The 23660-nt window shown below is 40.8% G+C and carries 23 protein-coding genes; 18 read left to right on the forward strand and 5 right to left on the reverse strand.

The window, feature by feature from the left end; all coding sequences use genetic code 11:
* Positions 1–18: 18 nt before the first annotated feature.
* Entirely contained in the window at positions 19–870 is an 852-nt protein-coding gene (locus BFS30_RS19995; RefSeq protein WP_069380909.1) for an AraC family transcriptional regulator, read from the reverse strand.
* A 96-nt stretch (positions 871–966) separates the two neighbouring features.
* Between BFS30_RS19995 and BFS30_RS20000 the strand changes: the two genes are divergently transcribed.
* Both BFS30_RS20000 and BFS30_RS20005 read left to right on the forward strand, forming a co-directional pair.
* Positions 967–1359, forward strand: a complete 393-nt coding sequence (locus tag BFS30_RS20000; RefSeq protein WP_069380910.1) for a DoxX family membrane protein — start codon at positions 967–969, stop codon at positions 1357–1359.
* Positions 1360–1365: 6 nt separating this feature from the next.
* Positions 1366–2316, forward strand: a complete 951-nt coding sequence (locus tag BFS30_RS20005; RefSeq protein ID WP_069380911.1) for a polysaccharide deacetylase family protein — start codon at positions 1366–1368, stop codon at positions 2314–2316.
* 42 nt (positions 2317–2358) lie between these two features.
* On the opposite strand, the gene BFS30_RS20010 is transcribed toward BFS30_RS20005, so the two are convergent.
* From BFS30_RS20010 to metN, 4 genes are all read right to left on the reverse strand, one after another.
* A complete protein-coding gene (locus tag BFS30_RS20010; protein ID WP_069380912.1) occupies positions 2359–3246 on the reverse strand; it encodes an alkaline phosphatase in 888 nt (295 codons plus the stop codon).
* A 297-nt stretch (positions 3247–3543) separates the two neighbouring features.
* Positions 3544–4365 (reverse strand): methionine ABC transporter substrate-binding lipoprotein MetQ, encoded by an 822-nt coding sequence (gene metQ / locus BFS30_RS20015; protein WP_069380913.1) that lies wholly within the window; start codon positions 4363–4365, stop codon positions 3544–3546.
* Between the two features lie 32 nt (positions 4366–4397).
* Positions 4398–5039: a methionine ABC transporter permease MetI gene (metI, locus tag BFS30_RS20020; RefSeq protein ID WP_237028616.1), complete on the reverse strand. Its 642-nt coding sequence runs from the start codon at positions 5037–5039 to the stop codon at positions 4398–4400.
* Positions 5040–5043: 4 nt separating this feature from the next.
* Entirely contained in the window at positions 5044–6075 is a 1032-nt protein-coding gene (gene metN / locus BFS30_RS20025) for a methionine ABC transporter ATP-binding protein MetN (protein ID WP_069380915.1), read from the reverse strand.
* A gap of 141 nt (positions 6076–6216) precedes the next feature.
* Here metN and BFS30_RS20030 point away from each other — a divergent pair, with 141 nt between their 5' ends.
* The 16 genes from BFS30_RS20030 to BFS30_RS20105 all read left to right on the forward strand — a co-directional run bounded on the left by BFS30_RS20030 (position 6217) and on the right by BFS30_RS20105 (position 23621).
* Positions 6217–6780 (forward strand): GNAT family N-acetyltransferase, encoded by a 564-nt coding sequence (locus BFS30_RS20030; protein ID WP_069380916.1) that lies wholly within the window; start codon positions 6217–6219, stop codon positions 6778–6780.
* The gene (locus BFS30_RS20035; RefSeq protein ID WP_069380917.1) at positions 6773–7249 is read left to right on the forward strand and encodes an SRPBCC family protein; all 477 of its coding nucleotides are present in this window, start codon (positions 6773–6775) and stop codon (positions 7247–7249) included. Before BFS30_RS20030 ends, BFS30_RS20035 begins: the two co-directional genes overlap by 8 nt.
* A 93-nt stretch (positions 7250–7342) precedes the next feature.
* Positions 7343–7546, forward strand: a complete 204-nt coding sequence (locus tag BFS30_RS20040) for a hypothetical protein (protein ID WP_069380918.1) — start codon at positions 7343–7345, stop codon at positions 7544–7546.
* Positions 7547–7667: 121 nt separating this feature from the next.
* The gene (locus BFS30_RS20045; RefSeq protein WP_069380919.1) at positions 7668–8921 is read left to right on the forward strand and encodes a murein hydrolase activator EnvC family protein; all 1254 of its coding nucleotides are present in this window, start codon (positions 7668–7670) and stop codon (positions 8919–8921) included.
* Between the two features lie 285 nt (positions 8922–9206).
* A complete protein-coding gene (locus tag BFS30_RS20050; RefSeq protein WP_157262978.1) occupies positions 9207–11774 on the forward strand; it encodes a DUF5686 and carboxypeptidase-like regulatory domain-containing protein in 2568 nt (855 codons plus the stop codon).
* A gap of 123 nt (positions 11775–11897) precedes the next feature.
* The gene (locus tag BFS30_RS20055; protein ID WP_069380921.1) at positions 11898–12509 is read left to right on the forward strand and encodes a TetR/AcrR family transcriptional regulator; all 612 of its coding nucleotides are present in this window, start codon (positions 11898–11900) and stop codon (positions 12507–12509) included.
* Between the two features lie 224 nt (positions 12510–12733).
* Positions 12734–13306: a DUF4833 domain-containing protein gene (locus BFS30_RS20060; protein ID WP_069380922.1), complete on the forward strand. Its 573-nt coding sequence runs from the start codon at positions 12734–12736 to the stop codon at positions 13304–13306.
* 124 nt (positions 13307–13430) lie between these two features.
* On the forward strand, positions 13431–13817 hold the full coding sequence (locus BFS30_RS20065) for a LiaF transmembrane domain-containing protein (protein ID WP_069380923.1): 387 nt from the start codon (positions 13431–13433) through the stop codon (positions 13815–13817).
* Between the two features lie 266 nt (positions 13818–14083).
* The gene (locus tag BFS30_RS20070; protein WP_069380924.1) at positions 14084–14968 is read left to right on the forward strand and encodes a heparin lyase I family protein; all 885 of its coding nucleotides are present in this window, start codon (positions 14084–14086) and stop codon (positions 14966–14968) included.
* Positions 14969–15059: 91 nt separating this feature from the next.
* Complete coding sequence (locus BFS30_RS20075; protein WP_069380925.1) at positions 15060–15671, forward strand: TetR/AcrR family transcriptional regulator; 612 nt, start codon at positions 15060–15062, stop codon at positions 15669–15671.
* Between the two features lie 113 nt (positions 15672–15784).
* On the forward strand, positions 15785–17158 hold the full coding sequence (locus BFS30_RS20080) for a TolC family protein (protein ID WP_083252132.1): 1374 nt from the start codon (positions 15785–15787) through the stop codon (positions 17156–17158).
* 11 nt (positions 17159–17169) lie between these two features.
* On the forward strand, positions 17170–18246 hold the full coding sequence (locus BFS30_RS20085) for an efflux RND transporter periplasmic adaptor subunit (RefSeq protein WP_069380926.1): 1077 nt from the start codon (positions 17170–17172) through the stop codon (positions 18244–18246).
* On the forward strand, positions 18243–21308 hold the full coding sequence (locus BFS30_RS20090) for an efflux RND transporter permease subunit (RefSeq protein WP_069380927.1): 3066 nt from the start codon (positions 18243–18245) through the stop codon (positions 21306–21308). Before BFS30_RS20085 ends, BFS30_RS20090 begins: the two co-directional genes overlap by 4 nt.
* Positions 21309–21426: 118 nt before the next feature.
* Entirely contained in the window at positions 21427–22425 is a 999-nt protein-coding gene (locus BFS30_RS20095; protein WP_069380928.1) for a phosphotransferase enzyme family protein, read from the forward strand.
* A 24-nt stretch (positions 22426–22449) separates the two neighbouring features.
* Positions 22450–23235, forward strand: a complete 786-nt coding sequence (locus BFS30_RS20100) for a GNAT family N-acetyltransferase (protein WP_069380929.1) — start codon at positions 22450–22452, stop codon at positions 23233–23235.
* 5 nt (positions 23236–23240) lie between these two features.
* Positions 23241–23621, forward strand: coding sequence for a DHCW motif cupin fold protein (locus tag BFS30_RS20105; RefSeq protein WP_069380930.1), 381 nt, complete (start codon positions 23241–23243; stop codon positions 23619–23621).
* Positions 23622–23660: the final 39 nt, after the last annotated feature.

Below are 23660 nucleotides of genomic sequence, written 5' to 3' on the forward strand. Positions count from 1 at the left end.
CTATAAATTCTTTAGTCTTTATGAAGTTCTGCTATAGGAATAATGATGCATTTTTTTGTATGTGGAGGGGTTCAGTCCTTTGTGCTTTTTGAATATTCTATTTAGGTGACTGGCATCAGTAAGTCCAAATTCGAGTACAATTTCATTAATCTGCATGTCGGTAAAGCGAAGACGGGTTTCGATTAGTTTTAAACGATATTCTGAAATATATTGTTGCAGGCTTTCTCCTGTTTTACTCCTGAAATATTCGCTGATATAAGTTGGAGAAATATGGAAATGATCTGCTATCTTTTCCGCTTTCAGTTGATCCGGAAAGTAAATGTGCTGATGGATGTAATTCAATAGATGAATCGGGAAATTTGTCTGGTCCCTTTTGACGGAAGAATGGGTGTCTATACTTAGGTTCCTCGCTGCAACGGTGATCAGGGTGTTGATTATTTGTCTGATCACTTCTTCCTGATGTACCTGTGGGGACTGTTGTTCCCTGATTAGCGCTTCTGCGAGTGCTCTGATTAAAGGTTTGTCAGAAATGTTATTGAGGATGCAGCCCGGCAAATGGTTGTGGCTATGAAACATAAATTCAAGTTTTTGTACCCACTCTTTGCCCAATCCTTTCAGATAGCTTTCATTAAAACGGATAAAAAAGAAACTGGTAGGACTATGGATTTCAAAACCATGGCTGTCCTGCGGGAATATCAGGAATAATTTATTGGCGCTATAAGCTAATTTATGGTTATTGATGCTCTGAATTCCTTTCCCATCAAGAATGAAGACCATTTCGAAAAAGGTATTTCTATGTTCTCTGACCGGGTAACTGGTTAATTCCAGAAATTCGACCTCAAATGGCCGGTGTAAATTCTTTATCTCCATTCCTGTAAACTTACAAATCAATCCAATGATTGTACAATAGTGCTTTGTTTATTCTCTGCAATTTTGTGATATCAAATTTATCAAAAAAGGAATCAAATGAATACTACAACTTTTTTATTATTGCGACTAGGTATTGCTGCCAGCATGTTTGGACATGGGCTGGTCAGGTTACCTAAACTTACCTCTTTCAGCAATTGGATGGTCGGCAGCTTTGAGAAATCAATGATACCTAAAGCTTTGGTTGTTCCATTTAGCTATGCATTGCCAATTGCCGAGTTTGCGGTTGGGTTATTGTTATTGCTTGGCTTATTTACCAGACCCGCGTTACTGGCTGGAAGCTGGATAATGCTGGCATTGATTATGGGGACAGCGATGGTGGAGAATTGGGAGGCAATTCCTTCTCAATTGATTCATCTGGCATTCTTTGCCGTATTGATTCAGTTTATACCTCACAATAGCTGGTCTTTGTATCGTGTACTTTTAAAATAATGTAAAATGAGTTCAAGAAGGAGTTTTATTAGGCAAAGCAGTATTCTGGGAATTGCAGGAATAATGGGAAATACCAGGCTGAAGGCTGCAGTGGGAACTGATGCTCATGTTCGATTTAAAGAAAGAACCAAATGGTCTGACGGTTCCAGGCTAGTGATTTCAGTTTCTATGCAGTTTGAAGCCGGAGGTCAGCCGGATAATTCGGAAAGCCCATTTCCGCAAAATATGCAAAAGGGGTATATCGACTTGCCTGCCGCATCCTGGTATGAATATGGTTATAAAGAAGGGATCCCCAGGATGTTGGACAACTGGGATAAATCCGGAATCAAAGTCACCTCTCATATGGTGGGTTCAGCGGTCTTGAAAAATCCGGATTTGGCCAGAGAAATCGTGCAACGTGGTCATGAAGCCGCTGCTCATGGGATGAATTGGGCTACTCAGTATACGATGTCTTATGAAGAAGAAAAGAAGTTTATAAAAGATGGGGCGGAGGCGATCAGAAAAACTACAGGTTTTACGCCGAAAGGCTATAACGCGAACTGGCTTAGACGTGGTAAGAATACGTTAAAGATACTCCAGGAATTGGGTTTTACTTACCATATCGATGATCTCAGCAGAGATGAACCCTTTGTGATCCAGGTGGACCGGAAGGATTTTGTTGTAGTACCTTATACCCTGCGTTGTAATGATATTGTTTTGATAGCGGGCAGTAATTTCTCAACAGATCAGTTTTTCAATCAGGTGAAAGCGGAGTTTGATCAGTTGTATGCTGAATCTGAATTTAAAAAAAGAATGATGTCTATCAGTTTTCATGACCGGATAGGGGGAAGTCCTCAGATGGTAAAAACAACAGCAGCGCTGTTGAATTATATGCAGCAACAAAAAGGAGTTGTGTTTAAGCGGAAAGATGAAATTGCCCGACTGGCTTTAAATGATCCGCACAGCATCAGAGAATAAAAAAAGAACAGGATTTAAAGGTCCTGTTCTTTTTAAAAGGGTTTATTTGCTGAAGCTGTCTGCCACGGCTTTCCCACGCCAGCTTTGAGGCGTTTTTAGTCCCATTACCCAGGCGATTGTAGCTGCGGTATCATAAGTGATGATCACATCTTTTATTTTATGATTCTTTTTGATTCCGGGGCCGTTGATGATCCATGGAATCTGCACTTCATCGAGTGATTTTCCTCCATGACCTTTTCCGGTGCCACCATGATCTGCAGAAACAATGATGATGGTTTCTTTTTCTATACCTGCATCTTTTACTGCCTCTACAATTTTTCCTATTCTGGCATCTACCTTTTGCAACTGATCATAGTAGGCGGGTGTTCTGTGACCAATTTCGTGACCAGTATGGTCCGGCTCATCAAGATGAATAAAAGTAAAATAAGGCCGTTCTTTCTTTATAATAGCTGCAGCAGTGTCTGCGCAAAAATCGTCCTTATCCGCTCCGGGTACCACAATGCTAATGGCATCTTTCTCTATCAGCGGACCGATTCCAGGCCAACTGTAAATCACAGCGGTTTTTGCACTGGGTTTCTGATCCCTGATCACACTAAAAATAGAAGGAAATAAACCGTATCTGGTAGTCGTAACAGATGGAATTTCCGGTGTTTTACTTCCCCATTCTGTATAACCATGTTCAGTTGGCCCTGCACCCATTAACATAGAAGCCCAGTTTACCGCACTTGAAGAGGGGAGTACAGACCTGGCTTCCAGGCTTGAAGCACCAGTCTCCATTAGTTTTTTCAAATTGGGCATCTTTGCTTCAGGAACGGCGTAGGCGCCAAAACCATCACAGCCAATAAGTACAACATGTTTTACGTTTTTTACCTGTGCACTCACACTTAACCCGATGCAAAGCAGGCAAAAGGAAATCATTGATTTTTTCATTTGTGTTGTTATTTGTGGTTTATATTTAGCTTTTCTATTGTTTCAAGACCGTACCTTTTATGTTGCCCTCAAAACCTCATTTTGTACCTTGTTTTCTTGAATTGTTAAATATATGTGTAATAATGTTTAGTTTTATTAAACATTTTAATTTATTTTCAGGGATTCTGACTTTGAGGAAAATAGTGGATTCCTTGCCTTGTTGGTTTGAAAAAGGCTCTCGCTGCGGTAGTACATATCGGTTCAATAAAAAAGGCGCAGATCATCGATCTGCGCCTTTTTTATAACAGCTAGCGGGGATTACCAACCTTTAATGGCTCCGCCTTTAAATTCTTTGGATGCGGCTTGTTCCACTTCCGCAGACTGATAAGCTTTTACAAACTTCAATACTTTTTCAGCACTTTTATTGTCTTCTCTGGCAACAATGGCATTTACATAAGGAGAGTCCTTATCTTCCACAAATAAGCCATCTTTTTCCGGGCTTAATCCAACAGGAGCAGCAAAGGTATTGTTGATAATCGCGATGGTTACGTTCTGATCATCAAGAGCTCTCGGCAATTGCGGAGCTTCCAGTTCAAGAATTTTTAGTTTTCTGGGGTTTTCTATAATATCATTTACCGTTGGTAAGAGTCCAACGCCGTCCTTTAGCTTCAGCAGGCCAAATTTCTGCAATAACAGTAGCGATCTTCCACCGTTAGTGGCATCATTAGGAATGATCACCGTACTTTCATCCTTAAGTTCTTTAAGGGATTTGATTTTTTTTGAATATCCGGCAAGAGGATAAACAAATGTGTTTCCAACGATAGCAAATTTATAGCCACGTTGTTTGGTCTGAACATCCAGATAAGGCTTGTTTTGAAAAACATTTGCATCAATATCTCCCTGATGAAGTGCTTCATTTGGCATCACATAATCGTTAAATTGAACGAGTTCTACTTCGAGTCCGTATTTGTCTTTGGCTACTTTTTTTGCGGCCTCAGCCAGACTATATTCAGGTCCTGATTCTACCCCTACTTTGATGTGGTTGGGGTCATCTTTTTTTGCTCCGCCACCACAGCTAAATAATAGGATGGAAGTAGTCAGAATAGTTAGCGTCGCGAAAAATTTAGTTTTTATATTCATAATAGTTAAATGTTTAATATCCTGTTGAGGAATTATCTGTGATCTACTTTTTTTGCAATAAAATCGCCCAGAAACTGGATTAAAAAGACAAGCGCGATTAATAATACAAGCACGGTGTTCATAACCAGCACATCATAGCCAACGTATCCATATTGATATCCGATCTGGCCCAGTCCTCCTGCACCCACAGCTCCTCCCATGGCGGAATAACCAACAAGAGTAATCAGGGTAACTGAAGCACTGTTAATAATGGATGGAAGTGCTTCTGGCAATAAAACTTTTCTCACAATCTGGAATGGTGTTGCGCCCATCGCTCTTGCAGCTTCAACTAACCCACCGGGAACTTCGATCAGGCTGTTTTCGATCAGCCTGGCGATAAATGGGGCAGCCCCGATGCTGAGTGGGACGATCGCAGCTTCCACACCAATAGAAGTTCCGACCAATGCTCTGGTGAAAGGGATCATCCAGACAATCAGGATAATAAATGGAATAGAGCGAAAGATATTGACAATTACAGAAATGGTATTGTTTAACGTTCTATGCTCCAATACCTGTCCTTTCCTGGTCAGGTAAAGTAAAACGCCAGTTGGCAGTCCTATTAAGAACCCGAAAAAGCCAGAAACAAAGGTCATGACGATGGTTTCCCAGGCTCCTTTAGCAAGAAGTAAAATCATTGAATCAGACATAACCTAAAACCTCTACTTTAATGTTTTTATTTTTATAAAATTCTATAGCCCGAAGACTGTTTTCCTGTGTGCCAAATACTTCAATAAGCATCACTCCAAATTTAACACCACCGGCGTAATCCATTCTGGCACTGATCACATTACTGTCGATCTGAAAATGCCTTGCCACTTCAGACAATACCGGGTCATCTACGGACTGGCCTGTAAATTCCAGCTTCAAAAGCGGACGTTTATCTGTGGCAGGCTCTGCTACCAGGCGCTCCATATAATCTATCGGTATTTCCAGATTTAAAGAAGAGGCAATAAATTCCTTAGCCAGTGTGGTTTTGGGATGGGAGAATACCTCACTCACCGCGCCCTGTTCTATGAGTTTGCCTTCACTGATTACTGCCACCTCATCACAGATGTCTTTCACGACATCCATTTCATGGGTGATTAATAAAATAGTGATGTTGAGTCTCTTGTTAATGTCTTTTAATAAACTAAGAATTGATTTTGTTGTTGCAGGATCTAATGCGCTTGTGGCTTCATCACAAAGGAGTACTTTGGGATTGCTTGCAAGCGTTCTGGCAATGGCAACACGTTGTTTCTGGCCTCCGGATAAATTTACAGGGTAGTCATGATGTTTCTCGTCAAGGCCTACTAAAGAAAGCAGATCAGAAACCCTCTTTTGAATCTCCTGTTTTGGGGTGTGGTCCAGCTCCAGCGAAAAAGCTACATTTTCAAAAACCGTTCTGGAAGAAAGAAGGTTGAAGTGCTGGAAGATCATTCCGATATGTCTTCTGGCTTTTGCCAGTTGCTTTGAAGAAAGGTTCATCAGGTTTTGCCCGGCTACAATTACCTCCCCGGAGGTCGGTTTTTCAAGTAGGTTCACGCAGCGGATCAGGGTGCTTTTACCTGCACCGGAAGCACCGATAACACCAAAAATCTTACCTTCAGGTACGGTCAGGGATACGTCCGACAGGGCAGTGATCGCTTTTGTTTTCTGATAAAACTTCTTCGTTATATTTCTTAATTCAATCATTGCCCGGAAGTTTTTTTTACAAAGATAGCGTTTCAGGGCATTAGAAACGCTATTAATTCTATGGCACAAGTATAGAATAAAATCCCTGGATAATGAAATGAAAGAAAACTTCTATATTGAGCCTTTAAATGATCAAATAAAATGGAGCAGGATAAGTTGAAATTTCACTTTGATAAGCCGCCGGTATTGGAGTCAGAAAGGCTCTTGCTGCGTGAACAAACATTAGATGATGCCCCTGCATTGCTTAAAATGCGTAGTAATGAATTGGTTATGAAATACATTCCCAGACCTATGCCGAAATCTATTGAAGATGTTTATGAGTTTTTAGGTAAGGTACAGGAGGGATTTATGAAGCATGAAAACCTCGGTTGGGCAATCACATTAAAAGACAATCCGGAATTACTGATTGGCCATATAGGCTATCAAAATTTTGATTGTGCGAATTTCAGGGCCGAGATTGGATATTTGCTGGATCCTGATGTTTGGGGAAAGGGGATTGCGGGAGAGGCCTTGACATTGGTTACTGATTTTGGTTTCCATACCCTTGGCCTGCATTCTATTTATGCGATTATAGATCCTGAAAATAAGGCCTCAGCAGCTCTTCTGCTTAAGTGTGGCTATGTTAAAGAAGCATATTTTAAGGAAGATTTCTATTACAATGGTCAATTCTTGGACAGTGAAGTTTATGGTAAAGTGAATGCCTGAAATCCGGTTGGAAACGTATATCAATGCAGACATCCAGCTGGTGTTTGATTTATCAAGAAGTATTGATCTGCATCAGATCTCGACGGCGGATACAAAGGAAAAGGCTGTGGGAGGACGACTTTCGGGATTAATTCTGATGGGAGAAGAAGTGACCTGGCAGGCGCGTCATTTTGGATTTGTTCAACAACTGAGTTCTCGGATAACAGCATTCAATGCACCGGAGTATTTTGTAGATGAGATGCAGCGTGGTGCATTTAAATCTTTTAAACATGAGCATATTTTTAGCGTAAATGGGCAGGGAACGATCATGATTGATGTGTTTTCGTATGTTTCTCCATTTTGGATTTTAGGAAAAATAGCGGATCATTTGTTCCTTAAAAGGTACATGAGAAACCTTTTGTTCAAAAGGAATTTAGTGATTAAAGAATATGCTGAAAATGGTATTGGGGCTGAACTTCTGCTCCGGTAACTTTCCAAAGATCTTCCCCGATTAAATTTTTTTTTATTTTCTGTAATCCTGCTCCGCCTTTCCTGACTAATTGGGAAATGGTAATTTGATTGTATGATGCAACAGAAAGAATTCTTAAAAAACATAAATGATAACCGGGGGATCATTTATAAGATCATCAATTTATATATCATCCTGACACTTATGCTTGTGGGCATCCCGCTGATGTATCTGGCAGAAAGAGCAAATAAGTTTGCATTTGGAAAATACATCGACAAGCTCACTGCACATCTTAAGGATATGGAGGCCTCTGTCTAAATATTTTTTGATTCATTTGCTTCACAATTTGCAATTAAGCCCTGTTTTCAATAGTTTTAGAATCGCAATATCAATTTAATGCCTTAAAGGGACGATTTTATTCAGATACTTATTTTATATAATGAAGCTTCAGAAACTATTCTTAGTCATCACATTGACCTCATTTACAAGCCTTGCCTTTGCGCAGACGAGTGCGGAGTTAAAGCGGAATAAAGAAGCCATTCAGCGGGAAATCGAGTTGCTGCAAAAGAACCTGAACGAGACTTCCAGTAGTAAAAGGCTTACAATGGGGCAGATCCGTGCGGTAAATGCAAAGATCAGGCTGATGCAGAATAAAATTTCGATCATCAATTCAGAAGTAAAGAACCTGGATAATCAGATTCATGAAAACAGCAATGAAGTGCGTAGTCTGAAAGGACAGTTGGGGCAATTAAAAAAGGAATATGCAGGCATGATTCGTTTTGCGCAGCGAAACAAGAATTCCTATGATAAGATGATGTTTGTGTTTGCCTCTGAGGGCTTTAATCAAGCTTACAAGCGGATTAAATACCTTCAACAATTTGGTCAGTACCGTAAAAAACAAGCGGATTACCTTCAGGGCACTCAGAAAAATATAGAATATAAAATCGGTGTTCTGGATAAGAACCTAAAAGAAAAAAGTAACCTCTTGTCAGAACAGGAGCAGGAAAAGGTGAAACTGAGCAAAAACAAATCCGAACAATCGGTGATGTTAAATCAAATCAGTAAGCAGGAGAAACAATTCAAACAGGATCTTGCTGCGAGAAAAAGAAAGCAGGCGGATATCGACAGGGCAATTAGAAATGCCATTCAAAGAGAGATCGAGATTGCGAGGAAGAAAGCGGAAGAAGAAGAGCGGCTTGCTGCCCAGAAAGCAGTTGCCGAAGGCCGGCCTGTTCCTGTTGCAAAAGAAAAAACCAATAGCAGTTACCTAACCGCCTCACCTGAAGCGGCTAAGCTTTCTGCAGGATTTGAAAATAACAGAGGCCGTTTGCCATGGCCGGTAGGTCAGTATTCTATTTTAGAACGCTTTGGTACCCACACTGAAGGTAGGGCCACCTACAATAATGATGGAATTAACATCCTGACCGAAAACGGGGCTTCAGTTAAAGCCGTGTTTGAAGGAAAAGTATTGTTTGTCCGTGAACTTTACGGGACTTATATCGTCGCCATTCAGCATGGAGAGTATTTTACGATCTATCAAAACCTGAAAACGGTGAGCGTTGCAAAGGGCGACAAAGTGGAGACCAAGCAAAGCTTAGGTGTGGTGGCTTCAAAAGAAGAAGGTCCTGTACTTCATTTTGAAATTATGCGCGGCCAGAATAAGCTTAATCCGGAAGCCTGGATCGCAAAATAACAGCAATATTTCTTAGAATTTTCATTTAGATGTCATAACATCTAACATTGACCTTCATACTGACCAAAAGTGTATAGGAAGTCAGATGTTAGCTTTATCTTTGGGCACGCTCTACAACTTAATCTATTCAGTATTAAATAAGTTAACCGGAATCGTGTACATATTCTATCCATTATCTGTAATAGTTAGCACTATTGCCATAGCCCATCATAACCTTTCTCTGAAAGAGAGAAGGCCCGCTCTTGTTTTTGAATTGTTTCATTTCCTAAAGAAATAAGGTTCATTATGAGACGACAACTTAAAACATCTATCTGCATGCTGACCTTGTTCCTGACATTGGCTTTTACTGCCGTTGCCCAGGCACAGCAAACAACAGTCAGTGGTACGGTTACTGATGCCAGCACTAAAGAAACATTGCCTTACGTTTCTTATTTGATTACAGGAACTACTCTTGGTGGGAGAACTGATGCCGATGGAAAGTTCAGCATCAGCATCAATGGTAATTATACTGCTTTGAAGTTCAGCTACGTAGGATATAAGCCGCTTACTAAGGTGATTAAAATAGGTACTGCGCAGGTTGTAAACGTTCAGTTGCAGCCTGAGGCAATGCTGATGAACGAAGTGGTGATTACAGCCGGTAAAAAACCAAGGTACAGAAATAAAGAAAATCCTGCTGTAGAGCTGATCAGAAAGGTGATTGCCAATAAGACAAAAAACAGAATGGAGCATTACGACTTCGTTGAATATCAGAAATATGAACGGATGATGTTCTCATTAAGCAATCTTTCAGATAAATTCAGAAACAAGCGGATGTTCCGTAATTATCAGTTCTTATTTCAGGAACAGGATTCAACCAAAATCGGAGGAAAGAATGTACTTCCGGTTTTTCAGCAGGAAAAACTCAGCAATAATTATTTCAAAAAAAGCCCGGAAAAAACAAAAACAGTTGTCATTGCAGATAAAAGGGTAAATTTTGACGAGCGTTTTATCGATAATCAGGGCTTAAGTACTTACTTTGACCGGATGTATCAGGATATTGATATCTATGATAATAATATTTCAGTAGTAAGTAACCAACTGCTTAGTCCTATTGCCGATGGGGCACCTGGTTTTTATAAGTTCTTCATTACGGATACCATCAAAAATCATAACCCTCAATTGGTGGAACTGGCTTTTACCCCGAGAAACAATACTGATCTTTTGTTTGAAGGAAAGCTGTATGTAACCTTAGACGGTAACTATGCCATTCAAAATGCTTATCTGACGGTCAATAAGAACATTAACCTGAACTTTGTAAGGGCTTTGGAAGCAAAGCTTGATTTTGAGAAAAATCCTGACGAGCGTTATCATTTGAGTAAAAGCAACCTGATTGTTGATTTCGGACTGAGCAAGAAAAGCGGCAGTGGATTTACAGGGGAGCGGACAGTAACTTTTAAAGATTTTAAGGTCAATAACCCACTTCCTGATACGACTTACAGGGGTGCAGGGCAATTGGTCGTTGTTCCTGATGCAGATAAAAGATCAGAGCAGTTCTGGGCAAATAACCGACCTGAACCTCTGAGTGCTGGAAATATGAAAGTCTACGGCAACCTGGATACTTTACAATCCATTCCTTCCTTTAAAAGGACGATGGATGTAGTTACCCTGTTCTTTGCCGGTTATAAAGATTTTGGGCCATTTGAAATGGGACCGGTTAATACTTTTTACAGTTTTAACGGCGTAGAAGGTTTTCGGCTTCGTCTTGGAGGACGGACAACACCATCATTGAGTAAACGATATTATTTCGAAACTTATGCTGCTTATGGGTTTAAAGACGATAAGTGGAAATACTTCTTAAGTGGGACTTATTCTTTAAACAATAAATCCATCTACGCTTTCCCACAGAATTACCTCAGGGCCAGCTTTCAAAGGGATACTAAAATTCCAGGTCAGGAATTACAATTTGTTCAGGAAGACAATTTCCTGCTTTCTTTCAAAAGAGGAGAGAACAATATGATGCTTTACAATGATTTCTACAGGCTTGATTATGTACATGAGTTTGAGAATCATTTTTCTTATACACTTGGCCTTAGGAAATGGCAGCAGACGCCTGCCGGATCGCTGTACTTTAGCAACTATCCTGACAATGGCATCCTTGGCCGGATCCAGCAGATCAGTACTTCTGAGATCAGCTTAGGCCTGCGTTATGCCCCACATGAAAAGTTCTATCAGGGTAAGATATACAGAACACCGATTGTCGACCGTTTCCCGGTATTTAATCTCCGTTATACTGCCGGGATAAAAGGCGTATTGGGTGGTGAATACAACTATCATAACTTCATGGGAAGTGTAGACAAGCGTTTTTATCTTTCACAGCTGGGTTATGCCGATGTAACGGTAGAGGGGGCTTATATCGTTGGAAAAGTACCTTTTCCTCTGTTAGCAATTCACCGGGCAAATCAGACTTATGCTTATCAGCTTAATTCTTACAACCTGATGAATTTCATGGAATTTGTAAGTGACCATTATGCAAGTGTTAATATCGATCAGAACTTTAACGGTTTTTTCTTTAATAAGATCCCTTTGCTTAAGAAATTAAAGTTAAGGGAAGTTGCTTCGTTTAAGGTCTTGTTTGGCGGCTTACGTGATGAAAATAATCCGGCCTTGAATCCGGGATCTATGCAGTTTGTACGGAATGAAAATGGATTGACAGTTACCAATTCTCTCAATAGAGATCCCTATATGGAAGGTAGTGTTGGGGTAGGAAATATCTTCAAAGTGTTAAGAGTCGACGCAGTAAAAAGATTCAGCTACCTGAATAATCCGGAAGTATCCAGCTGGGGTATCCGGGCAAGGGTTAAGTTTGATTTCTAAACAACCTGCTTGTTTAATGAGCATACAATTCCTGAAGCACCCTGAAGTAATCCTTCAGGGTGTTTTTGTGAAGAGGTTTCTTTTTCGTCTATCTTTGTATTCATACATCAAGCGGAACCAGGCATGGCGAAAACAGAGAAAACAGATCACTCTACTGAAGATAAAATTAAGGTGGCCGCAGCTAAAGTCTTTATCAGTAAAGGATTTGCTGCCGCCAGGACCAGAGATATTGCGGAAGAAGCAGGAATCAATCTGGCTTTGCTTAATTATTATTTCCGTAGCAAAGAGAAGTTGTTTGATATCGTAATGATCGAAAGCCTGCAAAAGCTCCTGGTAGGGGTGAGGGATATTTTGAATGATGTAAATAGTTCATTGACTGAGAAAATAACTTTTCTAACCAACCACTACCTCAATCTGCTGAAAAACGATACTGATCTTCCCTTATTTGTCTTGAACGAAATCAGGGCGAACCCGCTCATATTGGAAGCCAATATAGAAGTGAAGGAGATTTTTTTACAATCCAATTTTTATCAACAGCTTGAAGCCAAGACTAAAGGAAAAGTAGAGCCGGTTCATTTCGTGATGAACATCGCAGGTCTGATCTTTTTTCCATTTGTATTGAATCCACTTTTAAATGGTATAAGAGGAGAAAGTAAAGAAGGATTTGCAGCGTTGATGGAGGAACGTAAAAATAGGATTCCGCTCTGGATCGATGCCATGCTGAAAACGGACTAACATTTCTTATAAATGTTTTAATCAAATGATTAAAACAAATTAGTAAATTAAAGTTATATATCATATTACCAGCTTATTATTGTTTTTATATGATGTATTAGTTTATGATAGTCTAGTCATTTCCATAGCTGATTATAAAATGACAGGATCTGATATTTTGACAATCCTCTGGATAAGTTGCTTCATGAAATATCTAGCTTTGCATAAGTATTAAAATCATTTTTATGAAACGTGTTAAAGTAATCGGCAGACTGGTTCTGGTGTTGATGTTATTGGGTACATTCTCTTCTGTTATTGCTCAAACTGTTGATAGAAGTGATCCTTCTCCCTTAAAATTCCCGACTCCCAAAGGAATCAAAAACCAGTTGTTTTATCTTCAGAGAGATCCAAATACCAATACCATTATTTGTGAACTTAACCTGGATGATAAAGGACAGGTGAATAGAAAGGAACCCATCCTGGTTTATTGGCTTCGCTTCGGTGAAAAAGGAGAGAAAAAAGACCTGAACTACATTCAGCGAAAATTTGCTTATGGTATTCAGGCAAAGGAAATCGCCAAAAACCAATTCGAACTTCGTTTTGTTTCTCATAAAAAGATTCCGATGTACCTCATGGAATCAAATGAAGACCATAAATTCCATGTATACGTAACGGTAAACAATAAGAAAATTGAACTGGATAAGATCTTTTTGAGAATTGAAGGCGGTTCTTTCTGGTTGCCAAATGTAAAGTACGTAGAGCTTACCGGAACGAATACAGCCAATAATACCCGTGTCGTAGAAAGAATTAAGGTCTAAAGCTGCGATAGCCGGTTTGTGTTTCTACCGGTATTTTTATTCTGTTTACCGATATAATCCGGTGATATAGCTCCCGGACATTGCCCTGCATGAGTAATCCCGGTAGTTTTGAAGAAAAAAGAATATGGAAACGCTAACTGAAAACAAAAAAATTAATCGTCATATCACTGCGGGTATCATCATCATCGCACTTGGATCTCTCCTAATGCTGGATAATCTGGGAATTAACGTTCCACATTGGATTCTGTCCTGGCATACCGTAATGCTTGCAATTGGTCTGATGATTGGCTACCGTAAAGATTTCAAGGTATCCGGATGGGTTGTCCTGGTAATCATTGGTGGAATCTATACCCTCAAAGATATCGCCTTCTTCGATCTCTCGAGATTTACCAGTGCATTGGTGCTGATTGGGCTTGGAGTGTATTTACTTTTAAAACCCAACAATAAATCTGCTTTCTGGAATTTTAGTGATAAAAAACCAATCGATTTTGAACACAAGAACAAAGCATAAAAAACGCCCTGCAAGTCTCGACTTGCAAGGCATCACTATTAACCCCCCGGTATAATATTATTAAATTGATGAATAAGCATTGGTCGTTTTCATCATAGTTTTAAATTAGCTAAAAAAGTCTGAATGAATCATTTTTTCTATGTTCATTTTCTATTCATTTTTTCTGCTGGGATGTAAACCAATTGGAAAAACAAATTGCGTTTAAGTGTTGCTGTTTTAAAATAAAATTGCAAAATTTATACAAATTAACCAAATTAAATCATCCTATGAATAAACAGTGTTTAATTACCCTATTTGCCGGACTGGCTTTTAGCGCATGCGAAAAGGGAATTACAGGTGCCATCAAGTCAACTGAGGTACAGGAAAAAAAATCAAATTCTGCTGCTGCAGTTCTGGCCCCAGGAGTAAGCTTAAAGGCCGACGGGCCGGGTGGAACCTATAGTCTGATCAATAGTGTTTTGGGAGGCAATGCCTGCGAAGTTCCAGATTGTGTCCATCCTCAGGACCACATCACAGAAATATTTGATACAAACTTAAATACAAATGTCTTTGTATTTTCAGCACATGTTACTCCGGATAATGACCGTTGTCAGAGCTTCGACCGTCAACGTACGGAAATAAAAACCTATAATGCATCACCGGATCACCTTAAAGCAACCAATGGAGAGACAGTAACCTATCGCTGGAAATTTAAATTAGATGCCGGTTTTCAGGCCTCGTCCAGTTTTACTCACCTTCATCAGATTAAAGCTGTAGACGGTGATGATTCCATCCCATTGATTACCCTTTCTGCCCGTTACGGAGCAAATAATAGCGATAAAATTGAACTTATTCATGTCAACTCCTCTGGAACCACTACCAAAGTGAAGCTGGCCAACCTTTCTTTATTCCGGGGAAACTGGGTGGAGGTGATCGAGAAAATAACCTTTGGAAGCAACGGCAAATATGATATATCAGTTAAAAAAATAAGTGACGGTACCGAATTACTTGCTTATAGCAATCCAGATATGTATTTATGGCGTACAGGTGCTTCATTTTGCCGTCCAAAATGGGGAATATATCGTAGTCTAAACAATTCAGTACGGTTGAGAAACGAGGAAGTCCGCTTTGCTGATTTTTGTATTGCAGAAGGGACCGCAATCTGTCAGTAGTCTCTCAGATTTAACATCATATTTTTATTTGAAGGAATTATTTGGATTTACTGAACACCATTCAGTATATTTGCAGTGTTAGTATTTAGCTATGGGAATATCAGAAAGAAAAGAACGCGAAAAAGGGGAGATGAAGAAGATGATCACTACTGCGGCCATGAAAATGTTCCTGGAAGATGGTTATGCGAAAACTTCTATCCGTAACATCGCTGATTCCATAGAATATAGTCCTGGAACCATTTATCTCTATTATAAAGACAAAGATGAGTTGCTTTATGAGGTGCAGGGACAGGCTTTTCTTAAATTGCTGGAAGCATTCAGAACAGATGCAATAAGTACAGATCCTGTAAAAAGGCTGGAACAACTCGGAAAAATATACGTGGCATTCGGATTGGAAAATCCGGAATTGTACGACCTGATGTTCATCATCCGGGCGCCTATGAACGTGGATGAGGAGCTACACAAGGACAACGGTGCGGAGACCTTTTTTTACCTGCTTAGGTGTCTGGAAGAATGTATAGAGAAAAAACTTTTGATTTTCAAAGATCCAATGCAGGCAGCGCTACAGGTTTGGTCTATGATGCATGGGCTGGTTTCGCTGAACCTTCGCTGCCGTTTAAAAGTAATGCTTCCCGATGAAGGAGATGTTAAACCTGTATTATTTAAAGCAGTAGACGAATACCTGGACTCCATTAGAGTCTAGGCTTTTTTTTACCTATGCACTAAACACTGTTCACTATGTATACATCATTTACAATTAATTAAACCTGATCAATAAGACAAAATTTTTTGCACCATTACTAAACACTGTTCACTATGTACACATCATTTATTAAGCCATTTTTCGCCTTCGTTTTCTGTGTGTTGGCGTTATGGAGACCTCAGGTAGCGCTGGGGCAAAACCCACAGCTGGATGAATACATCTCTTTTGCCTTTGCGCAAAATCAGGGATTAAAGCAGCAACAATTCGACCTGGAAAAGTCAATGTTTGCTTTGAAAGAAGCAAAAGCCTTGTATATGCCAACAATAAGCATGTTGGGTAGCTATACAAAAGCGGATGGAGGTCGTACAATCGATGTTCCGGTTGGAGATCTGGTTAATCCGGTTTACGCAGCATTAAATGAATTAACAGCTTCCAATAAATATCCTCAGCTTCCCAACCAATCTTTCCTGCTAAACCCTGATAATTTTTATGATGTAAAATTGAGAACTTCTCTTTCTTTGATCAATGCAGAGATCCGTTACAATAAATTGATTAAACAACAACTCATCAGCAGTCAGCAAGCCGCATTGAATGTATATAAAAGAGCCCTGGTAAAAGACATTAAAACAGCTTATTATCATTATTATCAGGCTTTGCAGGGAGTGGAAGCCTATCAAAGCGCCTTATTACTCATCGCCGAGAACATCAGGGTAAATACCAGCCTCCTGAAAAACGGGGTTAGAAATGGAACTGCTCTGCTTCGTGCGCAAACGGAACAACAGAAAACAAATGCTGCATTAATCAATGCGCAGCGCAATGTAGGAAATGCAAAAGCTTACTTTAACTTTTTACTCAACCGTTCGCTAAAAGATTCCATCATTACTGCGCCTATGCCTGCAGTGATGGCAGAACCGGATACGCTAACTGGCATTGCCGGCCGTGAGGAGTTGAAACAATTACAGGCATTGAAGGAAGTAAATACCCTGGATTATAAATTGCAACGTTCAAGCATCATTCCCAAACTGAATACTTTTCTCGACCTGGGGTCACAGGGAATGGATTTCAAGGTCAACGATAAAACTAGGTATTACCTATGGGGTGTAAACCTGCAATGGGATATCTTTACGGGTGGGAAGAACAAATTCCGTGCAGCACAGGCGCAATCAGGACTTAAGGTCACTCAGGCCAGACTGGATGAAGCAGAGCAGTCACTCCGCCTACAGCTGCTTCAATCCTATAACAATTACAATTCAGCTAAAGCGGCCTGTGTAAGCGCAATTTCAGGACTGACATTGGCGTCAAAATATTATAAAGATCAGCTTAAAGCCTACCATGCTGGTCAGTTGCTATACCTGGAACTGATAGATGCGCAGGACCAGTTGACGAATGCCCGCCTGCGAATGGCCGATACTCAGGCAGACCTGCAAATCACCCTTGCCGAACTGGAACGCGACCAGGCCACTTATCCAATTCATAACCCTCACTAAAATTCATAGACATGAAAGCCATTCATTATGTAGCGATATTGCTGTGTACACCACTTTTTTACGCTTGCAATAGCTCAAAACAGGTTGATCAGAAATCAACCGCTAAAGACACCATTCCCGTTCAGGTCATCGCACTTAACCAGGAACACCACAACGCGCCCGTTACCGTATCGGGCGAATTTACAACCGATGATGAAGTCGTATTATCCTTCAAAACCGGTGGAATCATCAATAGTCTACTTGTCAAAGAAGGTGATCCGGTAAAGAGAGGTCAGCTTTTGGCTACTTTAAACCTGACCGAAATCAATGCACAGGTGCAACAAGCCCAGTTAAACCGGGAAAAAGCAAAGCGTGATTACCAGCGTACCAAAAACCTGTACACGGATAGTGTAGCTACACTGGAGCAATTGCAGAACAGCAAAACCGCACTTCAACTGGCAGAACAACAATTAAACCTCGTTGCTTTTAACAGAAAATATTCAGAGATCCATGCCCCTCAGGATGGTTATATCCTTAAAAAACTGGCGGATGCAGGACAACAGGTGGCACCGGGAACAGCGGTATTGCAAACCAATGGTGCGCAATCCGGAAAATGGTTACTGAAAGTAGGGATCAGTGATCAGGAATGGGCATTGTTGAAACTGAACGATCCGGCAAGAATAGAAACAGCGGCCTTACCAGGACAGTTTCTGGAAGGAGTGTTGAGCCGTAAATCCGAAGGGGTAGACGCGGCTACTGGTACCTTCACGGCTCATATTACCCTAACCGGTAAAAAAACACAATCCATTGCTTCCGGAATGTTTGGAAAAGCGACGATCAATCCTTCCAGAAATGCGGAACATAAAGGGATTTGGAAAATACCTTATGAAGCATTGCTGGATGGAGATGGCAATACGGGCTATGTATTTATTACCAATGATGATAAGATAGCGAAGAAAGTGAAAGTAACCATTGCCGGAATCGAAGACCATACGGTTACCATTATCGATGGTTTACAGGAAGCGAAAGGTTTAATCGTTTCCGGATCTGCCTACCTGACAGACCAAAGTGCAATCACTATCCATTCACCATTAAAGGAGAAAAAATGAAAATATCAGATTACGCAGTAAAGAACAGCCAGTTTACCCTGGTGATCTTTCTCATGATCATTGTATTGGGAATCACCACTATGTTCAATATGCCCCGCTCAGAAGATCCGGAGATGCATGCGCCATTTTTCTCAGTCATCATTGTATATCCCGGAACAAGTCCAAGGGATATTGAAGACCGTGTGGTTACCCCATTGGAAAAGACGATTTCCGGGTTGGATGATATCAAAAGAATCCGGACCAATATCTCCAATGGAGTGGCTGTACTAAGAGTAGAATATAAATATAGCAGCAATGTAGAAGCGAAATACCAGGAAATTGTAAGAGAGGTCAACAGCAAAAGACCGGAACTGCCCGCAGATATCTATAGCATAGAAGTTCAAAAACAACAGCCATCAGATGTCAATGTGTTACAAGTGGCCCTGGTTTCGGAAAATGCAGCCCGTAACCTGATGCAATATTATGGGGAAAAACTTCAGGATGAACTGGAAAAGGTCGCTGCACTTAAAAAAGTATCCATCTTTGGTTTGCCCAGACAACAGGTACGGATAGAGCTGAACCTGGAAAAAATGGCACAAATGAATCTGCCACTCAGCGCAATCACTAATAGTCTGCATAGTGAAATGGCCAGTATCCCGGGAGGAAGTATTGATGCCGCCCATCAGACCTTCAATATTGTAACCAACGAATACAGGACGTTAGAAGCTGTTCAGAACACCGTAGTATATGCTGCAGGAGGAAAAAACATTATTTTGAAAAATATAGCGAAGGTATATTATGGTTATGAAGAAGAAAAACACATCACCCGTTTAAATGGTCACCGCTGTTTATTTGTGACTGCCGCTCAGAAAGAGGGAGAGAACATCAGCAAAACACAAGGTGTCTATCTGCCGGTACTGGAAGCCTTCAAAAAGACCTTACCTGCTAATATAGACCTGGTGCAAAACTTTGATCAGGCAAATAATGTAAACAGACGGCTTTCCGGACTTGGACATGATTTTATCATTGCTATTTTGCTGGTTGCCGTTACCTTATTGCCACTTGGGATCCGCCCGGCAGTGATTGTGATGATCTCCATTCCGCTTTCTCTGGCTATAGGAATAGTCCTGCTCCAGCTTTTTGGTTTTAACCTGAATCAATTGAGTATCGTCGGACTGGTTGTAGCCCTGGGTTTGCTGGTCGATGATAGTATTGTGGTGGTAGAGAATATCGAACGCTGGATGCTCGAGGGGCATAGCAGGATGGAAGCTACTTTAAAAGCAACCAAACAAATCGGACTGGCCGTAGTCGGTTGTACCATTACGCTGATCATTGCCTTTATGCCATTGGTATTTTTACCGGAAGGTTCCGGCGACTTTATCCGGTCCTTACCTCTTGCGGTCATCTTTTGCGTGATGGCTTCCATGCTGGTTTCTTTAACCATTATCCCTTTCTTATCAAGCCGCCTGCTGCAAAACCATGTGGGAAATCCCGAAGGAAATTTTCTAATGCGTGGTTTGAAAAAACTCATCCATGGAAGTTATGCCTTGTTACTAGATAAAGCACTTAAAAAACCTGTTTTTACCATTGTAATCGCTGTAGCATTGTTCGCAGGATCGATATTGCTGTTTAAAGTGATCGGTTTTAGCTTGTTCCCTGCCTCAGAGAAACCACAGTTCCTGCTCAACATCACTACGCCAAATCAATCCAATCTTTCTTATACGGATAGCATTACCCGTGCTATTGAGAAAGAATTGAAAAAACAACCGGAAGTCAGGTATTTTTCATCCAATGTAGGAAAAGGAAATCCACGCATTTATTATAATGAGATTCCGGAGAACGACAGGAGCGATTTTGCGCAGTTATTTGTACAGCTGGATGAGGAAACTTCGCCAGATCAAAAACTCAGACTGATTCAGAAGCTACAGCAACACTGGGCACATTATCCGGGTGCGAAGATAGAGGTGAAAAACTTTCAGCAGGGGCCCCCAGTAATTGCTCCGGTAGAAGTCAGGCTTTTTGGAGATAACCTGGATAGCTTACGTGCCTTGTCGATCAGAGTAGAAAAGCTCTTGCATGAAGTGCCGGGTAGTATGTACATCAATAATCCGGTAAGTCTGCTCAAAAGTGACATCCGTGTCGTGATGAATAAAGAAAAAGCGCAGTTATTGGGTGTCTCTACTTTAAATATCGATCAAACGGCCAGACTGGCGGTTACTGGACTGAGCATGGGAACATTTTATAACAATGATAATAAGAACGGTTATGGTGTGCTGCTCACCAGAACGAAGGAAGGACGACCGGGCATGGATGCGTTCCGAAATCTGTATGTAAACAACGCACAGGGAAATGCAGTTCCGGTAAACCAGATCGCGGAGCTGAAACTGGAAGCCTCACCAGCCGTGATTAACCATCAGGAAAAGAAAAGAGTAGTGTCGGTACAGGCACATGTACAGGAAGGTTTTCTGGTGAACAGGGTGATTGATGAGGTGGTGCTAAAAATGAATAAACTCAAACTTCCTCCCGGGTATAGCTATGAAATGGGAGGGGAAGTGGAGTCCAGAAACAATTCATTTGGCGGCTTTATGAGCATCATATTGGTCACGGTATTCCTGTTTATTGCAGTGCTGATCCTATTGTTTAAAACCTTTAAAAGCACATTAATCGTGTTATCTGTTATTCCTTTGGGAGTGGTGGGTGCGGCGGTAGCACTATGGATTACAGGTAATTCGCTCTCCTTTGTAGCGATCATCGGTTTAATTGCACTGGCGGGAATTGAAGTAAAGAATACCATTTTACTGGTTGATTTCACGAATCAGTTGAGGCAACAGGGAAAGAGTTTGCAGGAAGCAATCCGGGAAGCAGGTGAGGTCAGGTTTTTACCTATTGTTTTAACCTCGCTGACGGCTATCGGAGGACTAATCCCAATTGCGATATCCACCAATCCTTTAATTGCACCACTGGCCATTGTGCTCATCGGAGGATTGATCAGCTCGACTTTATTGTCCAGAATTGTCACTCCGATCATTTACGAGTTAATTCCACCGGCAATAGAGGTCAAAGAAGAAATAAAGAACGCCTAAATCCGATTTTATCTGATTGGGTAATCCCGTTTAAACACTGCTTTTAAGTGATGTTTAAACGGGATTATTCTTTTGCAGCTACAGTTAAATATTTTATGGAATTTGTATCTTGCGGTGTATGAATATCTTTCCGACGCAATACTCTTTGCTCTCCGCCCAGGCCCTGAAAAATGTAATTGAACAAAAATACGGATTCCATGAAATGAGCTGTCGCTTGCTCATCCACAATGTAAGCGATACCTATATGCTGGAGAACCAGACTTCCAGATATATATTTAAAATCTATAGGGATGCACACCGAAAATTAGACGAAATCAAGGGAGAACTGGAACTGCTCAATATTTTGCAGGAAGGCAGTGCGAAAGTTGCTCATCCACTTAAAGATCTGGAGGGGAACGAAATCCAGTCTTTTAATGCGGCAGAAGGGATCCGATACGGCGTTTTATTTTCTTATGCTTACGGTGAGGTCGTTGCGGATATGAATGAGGAGCAATTGGCACTCGTTGGTACCGAAATGGCAAAAATACATCAGATTACCGCAAATCTGGAACTGAGTTACCCCAGAGGAGAGTTTAACCTTAATTCCATGCTGACCATACCTATGGAGACGATTAAGCCGGCGTTTATAGGATTAGATGAAGAATATGCTTACCTCCGGAAAGCAGTAAATATAGTTTCTAAAAAAATAGAACAAATGGACCTTTCTTCATTTGGCTACGGATATTGTCATTACGATTTCTTACCCAAGAATTTTCATTTTCAGGAAGATGGAACACTAACTTTTTTCGATTTTGATTTTGCCGGGAAAGGACATTTCGTAAATGACCTGGCTTCCTTTTATGCACATTATTTCCTGCAGGTGCTTTTCAATAGAATGACTCAGGAAGAGGCAGACCGTGCATTTCAGGTGTTCATCACCAGTTATCGTAAGATCAGGCCCTTATCAGAGGCAGAAATCAACGCCATTCCTTATTTCGGATTTGCCTGGTGGATCTTCTACTTCAAATTTCATTATGATCATTTTGAAGACTGGTCCAATTTCTTCTTCGGCCCTAAATTTATTAAAGAGCGAGTAGGATGGATTAAAAAGTGGATGGATTGGTATATTGTAAAATAATTCAAGAATAGATACTAACGTTTTATGAGCACAGAAGAAAATATGGATCCGGCAGAGCGGATTGTTGTCAATAACCTATTTGAGTTTTGGAACTTCGTTGGCCATCAATCCAACACCCTTTTAACCTCCCCCGATTTTAAGGCAATCCTGGTTAAGGGCACAGACTGGCCTAAAAGAATATTCGACCTCGGAATGGAGCAGCATCCTGATACCTCCGTATTTGAGAAATTAGCCAATCATATCCAGGCCGGCGACCTGCCGAATATGCTGACCCTTACCGAAACCCTTGCGAAGCGCTACGAGAAACCTTTGTCTGCTGCGGGTTTTACCCCCCGTGTGAAACAATTGGGAATGATGATCGATCTGTCAACCACAAGTTTCAATGAGGAAAGTGTGGCAGCTGTTCACTTTGAAGAAGTGCGGGATCAGGAGATGGCACATTTATTTGCTTTCATTGCTGCACAGTCCTTTAATTACAAGGTAGGTCCGGAAATGATAGGTGCATTGATCAACAAGGAGGACAAAGTCAGACTTTTTATTGCTTACCATGAAAACCAGCCTGCGGCGTGTGGATTGATTTTCTATGATGAGCAAGGTCATGCGGGTTTACATATGATCGGAACGCTACCCGAGTCAAGGGGAAAAGGACTGGCTAAAAAAATCACTTTACACCTGCTTCAGGAATGCATTAATGATGGAAAAAAACTTTGTGTTTTACATGCCTCACAAGCGGGGGAGTACGTTTATGTAAAGCTGGGATTTCTTGCTGTAAAAGATGTCATTACCTATCACATTACCCTAACACCATAAATACGATGAACTCAGGAAATATCCCTTTTCAAAACACAGATTGGGAAAATATACCAGCCACCGAACATCAGGGCGAAACCGGAACCGCTTATTGGAAAACGATCAGCTATGGAGATTTACGGATCAGGGTAGTGGAATATTCAAAAGACTATAAAGCGGATCATTGGTGTACAAAAGGACACATCATCTATTGTATCGATGGAGAAATGATCAGCGAGCTTTCTGATGGAACCCAGCATAAATTAACAAAAGGAATGTCCTATCAGGTTTCAGATGAACGGAGTTCCCATCGTTCCATTTCCGAAAACGGAGTGAAATTGTTTATTGTTGACGGTTCATTCCTGGCGCCAAAGAAAGAGCAGGATAACCACCAAACTGCCGGGTAACACCGAGCCGGTCATGAAAATGAAACGGAAAGTAATCCG

Source organism: Pedobacter steynii (genome assembly GCF_001721645.1).
GTDB classification, from domain to species: Bacteria; Bacteroidota; Bacteroidia; order Sphingobacteriales; family Sphingobacteriaceae; genus Pedobacter; species Pedobacter steynii_A.

Coding starts and splice junctions, on each gene's coding strand:
- BFS30_RS19995 (WP_069380909.1), bottom strand. CDS start 870: ATGGAGATAAAGAATTTACACCGGCCATTTGAGGTCGAATTTCTGGAA.
- BFS30_RS20000 (WP_069380910.1), top strand. CDS start 967: ATGAATACTACAACTTTTTTATTATTGCGACTAGGTATTGCTGCCAGC.
- BFS30_RS20005 (WP_069380911.1), top strand. CDS start 1,366: ATGAGTTCAAGAAGGAGTTTTATTAGGCAAAGCAGTATTCTGGGAATT.
- BFS30_RS20010 (WP_069380912.1), bottom strand. CDS start 3,246: ATGAAAAAATCAATGATTTCCTTTTGCCTGCTTTGCATCGGGTTAAGT.
- metQ (WP_069380913.1), bottom strand. CDS start 4,365: ATGAATATAAAAACTAAATTTTTCGCGACGCTAACTATTCTGACTACT.
- metI (WP_237028616.1), bottom strand. CDS start 5,039: ATGATTTTACTTCTTGCTAAAGGAGCCTGGGAAACCATCGTCATGACC.
- metN (WP_069380915.1), bottom strand. CDS start 6,075: ATGATTGAATTAAGAAATATAACGAAGAAGTTTTATCAGAAAACAAAA.
- BFS30_RS20030 (WP_069380916.1), top strand. CDS start 6,217: ATGGAGCAGGATAAGTTGAAATTTCACTTTGATAAGCCGCCGGTATTG.
- BFS30_RS20035 (WP_069380917.1), top strand. CDS start 6,773: ATGCCTGAAATCCGGTTGGAAACGTATATCAATGCAGACATCCAGCTG.
- BFS30_RS20040 (WP_069380918.1), top strand. CDS start 7,343: ATGATGCAACAGAAAGAATTCTTAAAAAACATAAATGATAACCGGGGG.
- BFS30_RS20045 (WP_069380919.1), top strand. CDS start 7,668: ATGAAGCTTCAGAAACTATTCTTAGTCATCACATTGACCTCATTTACA.
- BFS30_RS20050 (WP_157262978.1), top strand. CDS start 9,207: ATGAGACGACAACTTAAAACATCTATCTGCATGCTGACCTTGTTCCTG.
- BFS30_RS20055 (WP_069380921.1), top strand. CDS start 11,898: ATGGCGAAAACAGAGAAAACAGATCACTCTACTGAAGATAAAATTAAG.
- BFS30_RS20060 (WP_069380922.1), top strand. CDS start 12,734: ATGAAACGTGTTAAAGTAATCGGCAGACTGGTTCTGGTGTTGATGTTA.
- BFS30_RS20065 (WP_069380923.1), top strand. CDS start 13,431: ATGGAAACGCTAACTGAAAACAAAAAAATTAATCGTCATATCACTGCG.
- BFS30_RS20070 (WP_069380924.1), top strand. CDS start 14,084: ATGAATAAACAGTGTTTAATTACCCTATTTGCCGGACTGGCTTTTAGC.
- BFS30_RS20075 (WP_069380925.1), top strand. CDS start 15,060: ATGGGAATATCAGAAAGAAAAGAACGCGAAAAAGGGGAGATGAAGAAG.
- BFS30_RS20080 (WP_083252132.1), top strand. CDS start 15,785: ATGTACACATCATTTATTAAGCCATTTTTCGCCTTCGTTTTCTGTGTG.
- BFS30_RS20085 (WP_069380926.1), top strand. CDS start 17,170: ATGAAAGCCATTCATTATGTAGCGATATTGCTGTGTACACCACTTTTT.
- BFS30_RS20090 (WP_069380927.1), top strand. CDS start 18,243: ATGAAAATATCAGATTACGCAGTAAAGAACAGCCAGTTTACCCTGGTG.
- BFS30_RS20095 (WP_069380928.1), top strand. CDS start 21,427: ATGAATATCTTTCCGACGCAATACTCTTTGCTCTCCGCCCAGGCCCTG.
- BFS30_RS20100 (WP_069380929.1), top strand. CDS start 22,450: ATGAGCACAGAAGAAAATATGGATCCGGCAGAGCGGATTGTTGTCAAT.
- BFS30_RS20105 (WP_069380930.1), top strand. CDS start 23,241: ATGAACTCAGGAAATATCCCTTTTCAAAACACAGATTGGGAAAATATA.